Origin of the sequence: Pseudoalteromonas sp. APC 3495, from assembly GCF_030407645.1 — a bacterium.
Lineage (GTDB): Bacteria > Pseudomonadota > Gammaproteobacteria > Enterobacterales > Alteromonadaceae > Pseudoalteromonas > Pseudoalteromonas tetraodonis.
The window spans coordinates 1-14,110 of sequence record NZ_JASDDA010000034.1 but is presented as its reverse complement, the minus strand read 5'-3'; the positions used below and the strand labels follow the sequence as shown (position 1 = coordinate 14,110).

At 40.4% G+C, this 14,110-nt stretch carries 11 protein-coding genes; all 11 read right to left on the bottom strand.

The features are described 5' to 3' along the window. Window positions 1-41 precede the first annotated feature (41 nt). Window positions 42-2,831 (bottom strand): hypothetical protein, encoded by a 2,790-nt coding sequence (locus QL984_RS13445; RefSeq protein WP_013463330.1) that lies wholly within the window; start codon window positions 2,829-2,831, stop codon window positions 42-44. A 310-nt stretch (window positions 2,832-3,141) separates the two neighbouring features. Continuing rightward, a complete protein-coding gene (locus QL984_RS13440) occupies window positions 3,142-4,470 on the bottom strand; it encodes a hypothetical protein (RefSeq protein WP_128583729.1) in 1,329 nt (442 codons plus the stop codon). A 37-nt stretch (window positions 4,471-4,507) separates the two neighbouring features. Continuing rightward, window positions 4,508-5,113, bottom strand: coding sequence for an energy transducer TonB (locus QL984_RS13435; protein WP_008111498.1), 606 nt, complete (start codon window positions 5,111-5,113; stop codon window positions 4,508-4,510). A gap of 6 nt (window positions 5,114-5,119) precedes the next feature. Beyond that, entirely contained in the window at window positions 5,120-5,530 is a 411-nt protein-coding gene (locus tag QL984_RS13430) for a biopolymer transporter ExbD (RefSeq protein WP_008111500.1), read from the bottom strand. A gap of 53 nt (window positions 5,531-5,583) precedes the next feature. Next, window positions 5,584-6,111, bottom strand: coding sequence for a MotA/TolQ/ExbB proton channel family protein (locus QL984_RS13425; RefSeq protein WP_008111501.1), 528 nt, complete (start codon window positions 6,109-6,111; stop codon window positions 5,584-5,586). A gap of 3 nt (window positions 6,112-6,114) precedes the next feature. Then, complete coding sequence (locus tag QL984_RS13420; protein WP_016900179.1) at window positions 6,115-7,482, bottom strand: MotA/TolQ/ExbB proton channel family protein; 1,368 nt, start codon at window positions 7,480-7,482, stop codon at window positions 6,115-6,117. A gap of 10 nt (window positions 7,483-7,492) precedes the next feature. Then, window positions 7,493-8,245: a DUF3450 domain-containing protein gene (locus QL984_RS13415; RefSeq protein ID WP_013463326.1), complete on the bottom strand. Its 753-nt coding sequence runs from the start codon at window positions 8,243-8,245 to the stop codon at window positions 7,493-7,495. Between the two features lie 223 nt (window positions 8,246-8,468). Then, the gene (locus QL984_RS13410; protein WP_128583728.1) at window positions 8,469-9,089 is read right to left on the bottom strand and encodes a DsbA family protein; all 621 of its coding nucleotides are present in this window, start codon (window positions 9,087-9,089) and stop codon (window positions 8,469-8,471) included. Continuing rightward, a complete protein-coding gene (locus tag QL984_RS13405; RefSeq protein WP_013463324.1) occupies window positions 9,067-10,173 on the bottom strand; it encodes a diguanylate cyclase in 1,107 nt (368 codons plus the stop codon). Before QL984_RS13405 ends, QL984_RS13410 begins: the two co-directional genes overlap by 23 nt. Next, on the bottom strand, window positions 10,170-12,059 hold the full coding sequence (locus QL984_RS13400) for a methyl-accepting chemotaxis protein (RefSeq protein WP_016900175.1): 1,890 nt from the start codon (window positions 12,057-12,059) through the stop codon (window positions 10,170-10,172). Before QL984_RS13400 ends, QL984_RS13405 begins: the two co-directional genes overlap by 4 nt. A gap of 237 nt (window positions 12,060-12,296) precedes the next feature. Continuing rightward, window positions 12,297-13,940 (bottom strand): M1 family metallopeptidase, encoded by a 1,644-nt coding sequence (locus QL984_RS13395; RefSeq protein ID WP_235190262.1) that lies wholly within the window; start codon window positions 13,938-13,940, stop codon window positions 12,297-12,299. Window positions 13,941-14,110: the final 170 nt, after the last annotated feature.

Sequence of the window (14,110 nt, the reverse complement as noted above, 5' to 3'; positions counted from 1 at the left end):
AAAGGTACTAGTACTATGTGCTAGCACCCATTCTTACTGTGTTATTCCAGACCTACTGTCCAGCCAGCTGTCCAGTCATTATCACTCGATACAGCACCAATATGTGATGTAGTATCGAAGAAGCTATCTACAGCGTTTACATCTGTAGGAGTTGTTATATCAATAGTATAGATACCATTAACTACGTCAGTTTGTCCTGATGCTACTAAGTTACCTAACGTCGCTGTCCACCAGTTTTCTACGCTAAAATCAACACCACTTGGGTCTTTGAAGTTCTCAGAACAGGCGATAACCGATGACTTAATCGTTAAGGTGCCATCTTGTGCATTTTTAACTGTTTCACTTTCAGTAAATATTGGTGCACCATTTTCATCTACTGGAATACCTTCAACCTCTAGACACTCACCCATGCCTACTGGGCCTGTTACAATCGTGTTATAGATTTGCGCACCCGTTCCCTCACGGAAGTACATGCCTTCACCGTCATCTTCACCTTTAAAGGTATTACCAATAATGGTTAAGTTAGCAATCATTGGATTTGATTTAGGCATTTTAGATGGTGTTTTACCGTCATTATCGGCTTCTATACCACGGTTAGCATCTGAGTTATCTGCAGCTTGCTTAACAAGGATGTGCTGAAGCTTACCTTGGAAACCATTATCCCAATCGATGCTGTCATCTTGAATACTAGTTAGCACAAGGTATTTAGCCTGCACATTACCACCAAAGAACTCAACACCGTCATCAGCATTTTGATGAACTTGTAAATACTCTACAGTAGTACCAGAACCCACAGCACCAAACGTAATACCGTTAATTTCATTACCAGGTGACAGTAAGTAGCCGCCATTCATAACGCGAACATAACGTAATGTTCCAGAATTATCTGCAGTGTCAGTACCACCAAAAACAGCACCGGCTTCAACACCTTCAACTTGTAGCGCACACTCGCCTGTTTCTGGACATTTATTAGATGGCGCATTACCTAGTAGTACTAAACCGCCCCATTGACCTGCTGCCGTTGCTTGACCAGCAACATCTTGACTTGAAGTAAATGAAATAGGCTTATCTTTAGTACCGTTGGCTTCAATTTTAGAGCCACGGCTAATGACAATATAATCTTTACCGTTACGACCATAAACAGTAACGCCAGGCTCGACAGTTAGAGTTGCAGAGTCAGCATTATCATTACCAACAAAAACAGCGCCATCAACTGCGTATAAGTTACCCGCTGTTAATGTTAAGTCTGACGTTATACGGCCAGATATTTCACATGTTGTCGTTACGTTATCCGCTGGTGAAATTGAAGTAGTACCTGCAGGACAACCAGCAACTGCAGCAGGTGCTGTCACTTCTCCACCACCATAACCAAATGCCCAACCTTCACGCCAATCGTCAGAATCATTTAGAGCACCGACAAAATCAACCGTATCAAAGAAGGCATCAACCGTATTAGCAACATCTTGTCCTGCACCTAGTAGTGGCGAACCAGCAATTGGTTGACCATTCACACCAAGCATAGGCTTGTCGTTGATCACATTACCTGTTTGTTGACTAAACCAAGACTCAAGCGCAAGCAACGTAGAACCGTCAGCACCTTTTGGATCTTTAAAATTCTCACCATTGGTACATGACATAAAGGTGTTTTGCATCAAAATAGTGCCATCATTAGCATTATTAACGGTTTCACTATCAGAGAATAATGCATCTCCGTTATCATCCAGCGCAATACCTTCTAATTCTAAGCACTCGCCCATTTCATCAGAGCCTGTGATCACTGAATTATATAAATGTAAGCCGGTACCTTCACGCAGGTAAATGCCTTCGGCTTCATCTTCACCTTTAAAGTTATTACCAATAATGGTTAAGTTTGAAATAATAGGCAAAGACTTAGGCTCTTTTGATGGCGTTTTACCATCGTTATCGGCTTCAATACCGCGGTTAGCATCAGTCGAATTTTTATCTTGCTCAACATACACAAACTGCATTTTACCTTGATAACCGTTATCCCAATCAATACTGTCATCGTCGATGCTCGTTAAAACAACATGCTTTAAGTTAACTGCACCACCGAAAAACTCAACACCGTCATCAGAGTTATTATGTACTTGCAAGTAATCAACGGTAGTACCTGAACCTACGGCACCAAAGGTAATACCGTTTAGCTCATTACCGGTTGAAAGCTCGTAACCAGCGTTTTTAACAACAACATATTTTAACGTACCAGAGCTATCCGCATTATCAGTACCGCCAAATACCGCACCTGCTTCCACACCTTCAACTTGCAGTGCACAATCACCTTCAGCAGGGCATTTATTTGAAATACCATTCCCAAGTAAAACCATGCCGCCCCATTGTCCAGAGGCTGTTGTTTCGCCCATTACATCTTGTTTTGATGTGAAAATGATAGGGTCGCTTTTGGTCCCTGTCGCTTCAATTTTAGAATCACGGCTTACGACTAAGTAATCAGACCCATTGTTACCAAAAATAACGGCTCCAGGTTCAATGGTAAGGGTTGCGCTATCTGCTTTATCTTTACCTACAAACACAGCGCCATCTAATGCCCAAAATGCATCCGTCGTTAATGTCGTATCTTCAGTGATTTCACCTGAAAGCACTTGCACTTTTACTTCACGACCCAAGGCAGCTGAAGCTTCAGTAGAAAGACTTTGACTATATTCACCTGGAAGATCAGTTGGCACTGGTGGTGTAGGTGGTGTAGGTGGTGCTACTGTTTCTTCAACATTAATATTAATATCACCACCGCCACAACCAGCGAGTGTAATTGCAGAAGCCAAAAGGCTGATCTTAAATAAACCAGATAATTTCATTGTTCACTCCGTTAAGATATTTAATTATTTTATTAGCGCATTAAGTAAAAACCCAAGTCACGTTAAAACACGAAAGTCATGCTTTAAGATCACTTGAGTTTTTCAACGAGCACTACCTTACGGGAGCTATGTGACAATACAGTTACACTTTAATAAACATAAAATGACAATGTAATTTATTTAAATAACAACCTGTTATGATAAATTTAAACGAAAAAAACCGCCCTAAGGCGGTTTTGGTGTTGCGATTATAAAACAGGTTTTGTAATCAAACTGGCAGCGTTTAAATTACAATAGTAGCGTTGGCAAATTATAACAATGCGGTGCGTAATGTTTCCGCGTGTAACTTTTCACGCTTGACATATTTGATCCATTGTTCAGCCAATCGCTGCGATTTTTTGTGTTTCTCGGCTTGCTCAAACGCTAAAATAGAGGCATCAAAATTTTGCATGCTGTATTGGGCCATACCTAATGCAACATAAGCGTTGGATTCAAAATCAAGTGAACCTTTATCTAATGCTAACCGAGCAGCATCAGCGGCATCTTCAAATTGCTCTAAGTTAACAAGTACTTCAGCCATACGTTGATCGTACTTACCGTGTTCCGAAAGCTCTGCCGCTTTTGCAAAATAACTAACTGATTTATTATCTTCTTTAGCTTGCACCATGGCTTCTGCGATAAATGCATAATTCTTCGCAGACTTTTCAGCAACGCCTGATTCAATCGCTTTACTCATTACACTGGCTGCTTTATAAGCAAGCTGATTATATAAATATACCTGCGCAAGCTGCCTTAAGTCAGATTTAGAGGTTAAAAATCCTTGCTGGTAAGCCGCTTCTAAAACACTAAGCTGCTGTTTTTCTTGCCCAGTTTCACCATACATACCGGCTAATTGGACCCAATACTCAGGTTTATTGTAAAGCTTTACCATACGCTCAAGTACGCTCACTACTTTATCGGTTTGGTTAAGTGAGTAATACATAGCGCGTTGCAGTACCAGCCAGTTTTCTTTGGGTACTTTGCCTTCGCTATCACTTAAGTTAATGGCTTGCGTAATGTAACTCAGGCCTTGCTCATAGTCTTTTAATTGATAGTAGGTTTGCGCCCTTAATAAATAATAGGCGTCGGTTTTAGGCTTAGTGTTTATAGCATCCCATTTGTCTAAAAATGCAATCACCTTTTTATAGTCACTGTTAGCCATAGCAAGCTGCGCAAGGCTGAATGTTGTGCTCAGGCGTAGTGTTTCTGGAATGCCATCTTCGGCAATCACTTTTTCAAATGAAGCAATCGCTTTTACAAGGTCGTTTTCATTGTAATAAATAAACCCATAAAAGTTATGCATCATCGCAATTTCATAAGAGTTCATACTTGATGAGCGCGCTTGTATGCTGTCAAGCGCAGCCAAGCCCGCTTTACTGTCGCCATCATCCGCAAGTTTTTGGGCGCGAGCTAATTGGCTGTATACTTTTTCACGCAGTGCGGGCACTCGTGTTGTTTTTTGCTGTTCAGCGGCCTGTACTGTCGCCAAATTTACACCCGGAAGTACACTTAATGCACTTGGTGTAACAACGCTGGCACTGATTGCAACAGTGCACAACATACTCAGCTTTAATAGCTTGGTTGTTAGTTTTAATTTCATAATTGCCTCACGTTCACTCTTTGCTTACTTAACAGAATTAACCATTAATTTGAAAAGAAATTTTATTTTGCACACCGGCTACTTCAACGGCTTCACCATTAACCACGCGCGGTTTATATTTAAATTTAAGGGCCGCATCCATCGCTGCTCTGTCAAACAATGACTCTGGCTCGGCTTTAATAACTTGCGGCTCTTTAACCGTGCCTTGCTTTGTCACTGTAAATTCAACAATGACATAGCCTTCAATGCCACGCGATAACGCACGCCTTGGGTATACTGGTGCCACTTTTACTATGGGTAAATACTCACCATCACTGGTTTCTAACGCTAATCCACCCGCTAGATTTACATCCGCATCGACATTGGCAGCAAAATCAAAGTTGTTGCTGGCTGCGTTGTTATCGCTACTTTGCATTTGTGGCGATTCCATTGGCGGTGGTGGCTCTTTAGGCGTTGGTGGCTTTTGTGGTTTTCGCTCCTTTTTTTGTACCGTTTCTTCTTTTTTCAAACGGACAAAATCTAACACATTCCCTTTGGCAGGCTCCGTCATGGCGCCTTCACCACCGGTGATCAATGCCTGCATACCTAAAAACAGCATAAAGGTCACCACACCCGCTATAATTAACGCAAGTACATAACGCATCACTCGTTACCCTTCTTGAGCCGCTATTGAAACATCAAATACACCCGCTGCACGCGAGGCATCCATGACTTTTATCAAGGTTTCTGTGGTGGCTTTTTTATCGGCTTGAATAACTACACTGCCTTGTGGATTTTCAGCTTTTAAGCGCTCAATGTTGGCTTGTACAGCGCGTACATCAATTTGACGTTTATTGATCCAAATTTCGCCTTGATCTGAAATGGCCACTAATATGTTAGCCCGCTCTTTTTTTACTGCGGTTGCCGCTTCTGGACGGTTTACATCAATACCCGCTTCTTTAACAAACGAGGCTGTCACGATAAAGAAAATAAGCATAATAAATACAACATCCAGCATAGGGGTCATGTTTATTTCTTCTGCTTCGTCTTCTTGGAATAAATTACCTAATGGGGCTCTCATGTTATTTCTCCTAGAATAAGCGGTGATTATGTTCACCGCTTTTCAATAATTATTTAGTGGTCTAACACCATAGTGTCTTGCAACAATTCAACTTCACGCTTTGCTTTTCGTTGTAAATAGGTTGAGGCAAACACCCCAGATAACGCACCGACCATTCCTGCCATTGTCGGTATGGTTGCTTTTGACACACCTGATGCCATAGAGCGTGCACTGCCTGTACCTGTAATGGCCATTACATCAAAGACTTCTATCATCCCTGTAACTGTGCCAAGCAACCCTAATAGTGGACACAGCGCTACCATCACATTAATCAGCGGTAAGTTTGCGTTTAATCGCATACTAGCGCGTGACACCATGGCTTGACGTATTTGCTCTGCGTTCCAGCTGTTGCGTTCACTGCGCGTTTTCCAGGTGTTTTTAACGTCTTTTTTGTAGTGCCGATAGCCATTAAAAAAGTACATAAATCGCTCGAGTATCAATAACCACATCGCGAAAATTAACACGGCAATGACCAAGAGCACTTGGCCACCCGTGTCGAGAAAATCACGGATAGCATTGATTGAATCAATCAATAGCACCATGGTTTAGGCTCCTTTCTCGCTTCGCTCGGCAATAATACCTGCACTTTGTTCTTGCAAAATAAGCAGTAAACCTTTTGAGCGAGTATTCAATAAGGTGTATAAAAACACCGTTGGAATGGCAACCACAAGGCCTAATACCGTAGTAACCAGGGCTTGCGAAATACCGCCCGCCATTAGTTTAGGGTCGCCAGTACCAAATAAAGTAATTGCTTGGAAGGTATTAATCATCCCGGTTACCGTACCGAGCAAGCCAAGTAATGGCGCTACCACAGAGATAATTTTAATAAGCGTTAAATTACGGGTGATTTTTGGCATTTCGCGTAAAATGGCTTCGCTTAACTTAAGTTCAAGTGTGTCGTAGGCCACATTTGGGTATTGATCTTTCACTTTCATGACGCGCCCTAACGGGTTGTCATCACGGGCTGTATCGTCTTTTAATTGACGACGGATTTTTCCACCCATCAGCATGAGCGATACAAAACGCTCTAGCGCAATTAATAACGCTAATAAACCAACGCCTAAAATAACGTAACCGACCGCACCACCTTGATGAACTTGCTCGCTGGTATCAGGGGCTTGTACTAACAAACCTAAAATTGAGCCGCCTGTTGGGTCAAGCGCAAACGGTACAACACCCGTGTTTGCTTGCTGCAAATCAGCCGCGGTCGCAGTAAAGCGGCTGCTTGGTTGGCGAGTAAGTTGGCTAATGGTATTGGTGGCCGGTGTATACTCTAGGTACTGACCGTCACTAATAAGGTTAAATGCACCCACACGTACCACTTCTTTTTGTACTTTATTGCCACCGTCAACAATTACATCAGTATTGAAGCGGCTTACTTTTCCTTGTTCGGTCATTTCGCGTTGTAGCTCAAACCAAACCTTTTCTATATCTTCAATAGACGCAAGCTTTGAAGTTGAACCCATTTTTTGCGCCAATTCGTCCATAAAAGTACTACGCCCAGGTAACTGTGCCGATACCACAGAGGTAGCAAACTTGTTACTTGAATCGCCAGCAACTTGTTGTAGTACACCAAATAGCTCTTTTAATGAACCCATACGCTTTGATAAGGTATCAGTTAGATTAGCCAATTTAATTTCGTTTTCTTCAAATTGCGTCTCTAAACGCTCTGACTCGCTAAGCATTTGGTTACGTTTAGCTTGGGTGTTTTTAAGCATTTGCACTTGTTCATTTTGGCGTGCTGCAAATTCTTGTTCACGTTGTTTATTTTGCTCTGATTGCGCTGATTTACCCTGCTCTAAGGTTTTTAATAAGGCATCTAAATTCATCGGCTCAGCGGCAATGCTGGTGCCCACAAAGCTTAAACTGGCTGCAAACACGGCCATTTTTGTCATTTTCGTTAATAATTTCATGGTAAACCTCTTATTCTGCAGCGTGAATTGGCAGTGTTAACATATCGGGGGCTAGTTGTTTGCGAGCAATGCGAAGCCCTTTATTAATTTGGCTAATGGTTGAATCAGGCAGTGCAACAAACGACTGTGACTGTTGATCCCAACTACCTGCTTGTTTGCCATCGCGGGTAAGGTAAATGAGTTCTAAACGGCCAATGCGCAGAAAGTCAACTTCACGTTCTTTATTGTCCACATCAAGCAATGCGGTATACGCTTCAATAGTGCGTCCGTAGTCAACCTCAACTTGATAAGCCTCTAAAACACGACGAAATTTTTCACTTGATGAAATATCAGCGCGTTCCATCATTGCATTTAATGATTCAAGGCGCTGCTTACGCTCTTGCTTTAAAAACGGCACATCTAAGGCAACAAACTGTTCAAGCCCGGTGATCATACGAAGCATTAAAGGGGTTATTTGGCGTTCAATTATCGATACTTGATCCATCGATAAATTAATCGACTCCATCTCTTCTATTTGATTATTTAACTGTTTGGTAAGCTGTGCGTTATAAACGGCTAGGCCATCTATTTCTTTATTTAGGGTTTTAAATTGCTGTAAACGCCCTTGCATTGAATCTGCAATCTTGTCTATTTTTGTTTGTGATTGCGCAGCTAAATTATTAATTTCGCTGCTTTTATCAATTACCGTGTTTAAATCATTGGCGTGGACTGCTGCACTTGCGGCTACAATACCAGCTAAAATTAATGGTTTAACGCCTTTCATCGTATACACCTTTGCTCGTTAATTAGCGGATTTGCTAGTGTTTATTAATCGCTTTAGCTCGTTTATAAAAAACAATTTAAAGCGAGATAGTTTCAATGAGCGAAAGTGTATAGATTAAAAATGACAAGCGTGTTGCGTAAAAAAGTCGCTTTTATGACAACGGTAATAAATTAGCCTTATTGGCCTATTTTACAATTCAGGGATGAAAATAGTGGGATTAAGTTTACAGGTAGGATTGTATTTCAATCAGGGTTTGTCGCCAATCTGTGTAGTTAATAGCAATAGGGTAAGCGCGATTGTTATGTATTAATACTAACGACGGAAAACCTTGAATAGGTAAACTGCGAACATAATTAAGCTCATCATCAAAGCGACGCTTAAGCTCATTAGAGTGAAGTAACTGTGCAAATAAACGGGCGTCTAAACCAATTTTTTCGCTTAGTTTAATTAAAACCGCTTCATCCGATGGGTTTTGTGCCTGTAAATAATATGCCTGCTGTATTGCCGCTATCATCTGTGGTTCTTTGTTGAAGCTGCGAGCAATTAAAGCGGCCCTGCAAGAGGGATAGGTAGAACGGCGAGGTTGGCAGTCTCGCCAAAAATCAAAATTAAACTCTGTGCCTAACTGGCTGCTAATTTTTTGCCATATGGCTTGTAGTTGCAACTGCATATCCTGACTCATTGGCAAGTCAGTATCTGCAGCTAAACCACCCACTCTGTACTCAATGGGAAGTTTGTTTGCTAAGGCAGCCTCAAGCGCATGCCAAGTCGGTGCATAACCCCAGCACCAGCTACACATAGGGTCGTGTACATATATTAATTTACTCTGAGGCGTGTTGATCATGTACAGATACCACCTTATTTCTACCTTGCGCCTTAGCGCTGTATAAATACTGATCCGCTTGCTTTAACGCATTATTATAATCATCTACACTGTTAGCCTGAGCAATACCCATACTACACGTTAATGATACTCGCTGATGTTTGTCGGTTAGCATCACATGGTTTTGCACACATTCTCTAAAACGGTTGGCCAAAATGCTGGCCTCAAGGGTTGTTTGTTGCGGTAAAATAACCACAAACTCTTCGCCGCCATAACGTGCTTTAAGCGCTGTTGCAGGAAACTGAGACTCTAATAACTTAGTAAATTCAATTAAAACCGTATCACCAAAATCATGCCCGTAGCTGTCGTTTAATTGTTTAAACTTATCTAAATCAATGAGTAAAATAGACAGCGGCAAATAATGTTCTGGCCTTGAAGCTGCTAGCTTTAAAAAATGTGAGGTAATAAAGCGACGATTAGGCGCCCCGGTAAGCTGATCGGTATGAGCATGCTGTTTTTGCTCTAAGGTGATATCAGCAATTGCTAAATGACTGCGGTGACGAAAATATTCACCTATAAACGAAAACACTAACACCAGCGAAAATGCAGCAACAAAACGGGTCTTTTCTACCGCGCCATAAATAACTTGCCCCATATCAGGGCCATACAACATAACAATACAGCTCAATAACATGGCACTGCTTAACCAGGCGCCAAACTTCACACCCAGTATGGCAAATGCAGCAACGGGATAAAACATTAGCCAATATAAAGCAGTGTTTTCTTTACCGCCGGTGTATACCAAAGCTAAGCACATCACAAATACAATCACTAAAGTGATGAGGGCGATTGCATCAATCTGCTTTGTTTTCATAAAATAAATAATACACCCTACAATCGTTACGTTAACCACAATTAACGCAATAGTAAGGATTGGTGCATACACGTGATGATTGGCAATTACTAAATAGGTAATTAACACCAAGGCAATCGCTATCATGGTAAATAACGAAAATACTTGGCGTTGTTTATCAAAGCTATAAACGCTGTCAATATTGATTAAATTGAGCCAGCTTGGCTTATTTATTTTTGTTTTACTGATCATACTTTGAATTTTTTAACCATGCGCTCTAAGTCACTAAATTGATGCTTAAGTTTGGTACACTCTTCCAAAGTAAGATTTAGGTTTGATTGGCCTTGAATCGATAAGTCGCTGATAACGTGAATATCGCTATGTAATGACTTAACCACTTGGTTTTGCTCATCCGTAGCATTAGCGACACTATGATTGGCGTCGGTTATTTGCTTAATCGCACTAATTATTTGTTTCATTACATCGCCAACCGCATCCGCTTGCTGAACACTTTTTTCACTTTCTTCTAAACTGGTTTTCATAAGTTCAACGGCAGAGCTTGAACCTTTTTGTAATTCAATGACGGTGTTTTCTATTTCTTGGGTTGATTGCTGAGTACGCTGTGCTAGTTGCCTTACTTCATCGGCAACAACCGCAAATCCTCTTCCTGCTTCGCCAGCACGAGCCGCTTCTATCGCCGCATTTAAAGCCAGCAAATTGGTTTGCTCACTCACCCCTTTTATTACTGCCAATACATTTCCTATATTAGCGGTATGCGAGTCTAAACTATTTATGGTTTCTTGCGCTTGCTCTATATTTTGTGACAGTTGATGAATACTTGAAACGTTGTTTGTGAGGGTCTGTTGATTTTTAGCACAGTATTGATCTGCATCTTTGGCAAGCGTCGAGGCATTACTGGCGCTGGTTGAAATTTCTGTTGAGGTAGCTGAAAACTGATTAATTGCCGACGCCACACTGTTGGTGCGCTCACTTTGGTCATCATACATAGTTAATGTTGAGTCTGTCTGCGTAACCAATTTAGCAACTGCCGTTTCCAGTAACTGCGTTGAAGATTTAACCTGAATTATTGAATTTTGGATTTTTTCTATAAAAATATTAAACGAATTGCTCAATTGACCAAATTCGTCATCGTTTTCTACGCTTAACCGACAGGTTAAATCGCCCTCACCCTGCGCTATATCTCTAATGGCATCATTGAGACGATACATAGGGCGCATCAAATAACGCAGTAAAAATTCCAGTGACGCAACAATCACTAAAATACCAATAATTAAAAATACAATTGCCTTTTGCCCAAACGAAGAAACACTTGAATACGCTTTATCTTTATTAACTACTACACCTAAATACCAATCAACGTTTTCAATACCACGAATTTTAGTAAAGGATACCAGCGAGGTTTCACCTGCTACTTGATACTCGGTGAATTCTCTTGCTAACGGTGCATTTTTACCAATTAAGTCAGCGACTGTTTTTGAATTTAATTTGCTATCAGGGTGACTCAATATTTGCCCTTTATTATCAAGCAAAAAACCATAACCGAGTCCTAAAAAATCAATATCTCCAATAATTTCAGCGATGGTTTGCATATCAATATCTGCCCCCGCTACCCCTTTAAATTGACCATTACTATTAATAGGGGCAACGGCTGAAATTGTCAGTTCGTTGGTCGTTACATCGATATAAGGCGTTGTAAAAGCCGTTGTTGTTTTATTTTCTACTAATTTATACCAAGGGCGACTTGTCGCATCAAAATCGCTGGGGAGTACAACACTTTGATCATTTAAAATAAATGTACCCGATGATTTACCTATGTAGGTATTTTTAAAATCCCCCGCAAGCTCAGCGGTATTTAATTGCGAAAGCGTTAAAGACTTGGCATCGTCATCTTGGTATGTTTTTGCGATAGAGATCACAATCGCTAATTTATTATTTAGCCAGCTTGCAATATTTTTAGAGACAGACTCAGAGTTTTGCTCTAGTACCAGCGATAACTGCTCTTGAGTTTGATGCCGCATTGAAAAATAATTATTTATGGTGAAAACACCTAACACTAAAACCAACACTAATGATGCAGCAATGGTGATTTTGGAGGTGAATTTAAGCGAGCTAAACATAAGTACCTTAAGTATTAATCATTATTATCAGTGTCTTTTTAACAAATTTTTAACTGAATGTCTTAGCAAATATGATTTCAATGAAATTAAAGAACAAAAATAATAATAAATAACTAGTTCTTTCAAGGATGACTTTGCCACAGTGCGTTTAATTTTTAGACTAGCAGAGCTAGATAAATAAGTGTTTAAAAGCACTATGGGGATAAATTTTATCCCCATAGTAACGCTTTATCTAAATTATTCTTCTTGTTGGCACTGGCTTGTGATCGGTAATTGCCGAAGTACCTTCATCTGTGGATCAACAATAATATGATCAACAGGTTTAGCTTTGATGGTAATGACTCCTTCAATTGGTGTATAGACTTGAAGCTGGCCATTGATTGAAATGGGTACTGGCATTTTAAAAGGCGTCGCATCTTTTTCACTTTTGCTCCAATATAAATTGGCCACGTTATTTTGACGTTTCATGGTTAGTGTTGGCAATGCAGCTTGTTTTAAATACACATCAAATAGCCAGTTATAGTCTTTTTTTGTAATGCGATTAACAATATCAATAAACTGTTGCGTGTTGCGATATCGCGATTGAATTGGGTAACTGAGACTTTGCGTGTCGCTACTCCCGTAGATTAACTCGCGTGTTGCTTGCCAAAATAACTCATCACCAATTAACCAACGCAAAGTGTGTAATGTCCAGCCTCCTTTACCATAAATATCTGAGTTAAAAGCTTCTTTTGAGCTTAACTCACCCTCTTTAACAATAGGTTGGCAGTTTTTTATCCCTAAATAGGCTTTATACATTGCATGGTTATAAGCGGCCTCACCAAAGGTATATAAACTGTAAGACGGTTGCATGTAAAAGCCAAAACCTTCATGTAACCACGCATCATTCAATTGCTCGTGTGTCATTAAATTACCAAACCACTCATGCGCTAATTCATGCTGAATAAGCCAATCATAACCACTAGGGTCGCGAGTGTACCCTTTGCCATAAGCATTTATCGTTTGATGTTCCATGCCTAAATGAGGCGTTTCTACAAAGCCAAGTTTTTGTTGCCCCCATGGATATGGACCTAACACAGATTCAAAAAATGCCATTTGTTGATAAACATCGTTGGTGAGCAAATTACTGGCTTTTTGCCTATTTTCAGGTAACACCCAAAATTCCACAGGAATGTCAGTACCATTTATACTGGTATATTGCTGTTGAACACGCTCAAATGGGCCAATATTCAGCGCAATGTTGTAATCACTCGCAGGCTCAGATAAAAACCAATCAAACTCGGTAGTCTTGTTTTGTAATACAGTTATATTTTTTAGTACCCCGTTACTGGCAACATACAATCCAGTGGGTACCGTTACACGTATACGCATACTATCGGCTTTGTCACTAAAGTGATCTTTACAAGGCCAAAATAAATCACAGCCCTCACCTTGCACCGCTGTTGCTATCCAAGGTTTACCATCGTTTGTTTCACTAAATACAAAACCACCACTCCATGGAGGGTTAAGCGCAATATGTGGCTTGCCTGAATAGTTAATGGCAACTTCAACCACTTCTCCAGGGTACTTTTTTTCATATAAGTTAATCGTGATCACACCATGAGAATGGAGAAATTCGGCTTTCTTATCAGCCACTGTTACTGTGTTTATACTAAAGCGACTATCGAGTTTTAGTTCAATTTGCTGAGTTTCTTTAACGACCCGAAATACTGTTTTCCCTGTGCCGGCTATCTGCTTTTCTTCTGGAAAAACGGCTAACTTAAGATCATAGAAAATAACATCGGTTGATTGAGCCACGCTAGATAATGGTTGACCAGTATTAGCAACGAGGGGATCTAATTTTGCAGGTTTGCTGGTGCAGGCACTGAGTATATATATCAATGTAACAACCAAGTAACACCTAATCACATGGTGCAAGAACAACATAAATAATAAGCTCTTATAATTATAATTTTTTAATATAATTACATAGTTTTACATTTATAGTGTTTAAAAAAGACGAATTGCTTATTTTTTAAGTTAACTAGTTACTTTATTTTACATTTAGCAAG

Coding starts and splice junctions, on each gene's coding strand:
- QL984_RS13400 (WP_016900175.1), bottom strand. CDS start 12,059: ATGTTTAGCTCGCTTAAATTCACCTCCAAAATCACCATTGCTGCATCA.
- QL984_RS13425 (WP_008111501.1), bottom strand. CDS start 6,111: ATGGTGCTATTGATTGATTCAATCAATGCTATCCGTGATTTTCTCGAC.
- QL984_RS13405 (WP_013463324.1), bottom strand. CDS start 10,173: ATGATCAGTAAAACAAAAATAAATAAGCCAAGCTGGCTCAATTTAATC.
- QL984_RS13440 (WP_128583729.1), bottom strand. CDS start 4,470: ATGAAATTAAAACTAACAACCAAGCTATTAAAGCTGAGTATGTTGTGC.
- QL984_RS13410 (WP_128583728.1), bottom strand. CDS start 9,089: ATGATCAACACGCCTCAGAGTAAATTAATATATGTACACGACCCTATG.
- QL984_RS13445 (WP_013463330.1), bottom strand. CDS start 2,831: ATGAAATTATCTGGTTTATTTAAGATCAGCCTTTTGGCTTCTGCAATT.
- QL984_RS13420 (WP_016900179.1), bottom strand. CDS start 7,482: ATGAAATTATTAACGAAAATGACAAAAATGGCCGTGTTTGCAGCCAGT.
- QL984_RS13435 (WP_008111498.1), bottom strand. CDS start 5,113: ATGCGTTATGTACTTGCGTTAATTATAGCGGGTGTGGTGACCTTTATG.
- QL984_RS13415 (WP_013463326.1), bottom strand. CDS start 8,245: ATGAAAGGCGTTAAACCATTAATTTTAGCTGGTATTGTAGCCGCAAGT.
- QL984_RS13430 (WP_008111500.1), bottom strand. CDS start 5,530: ATGAGAGCCCCATTAGGTAATTTATTCCAAGAAGACGAAGCAGAAGAA.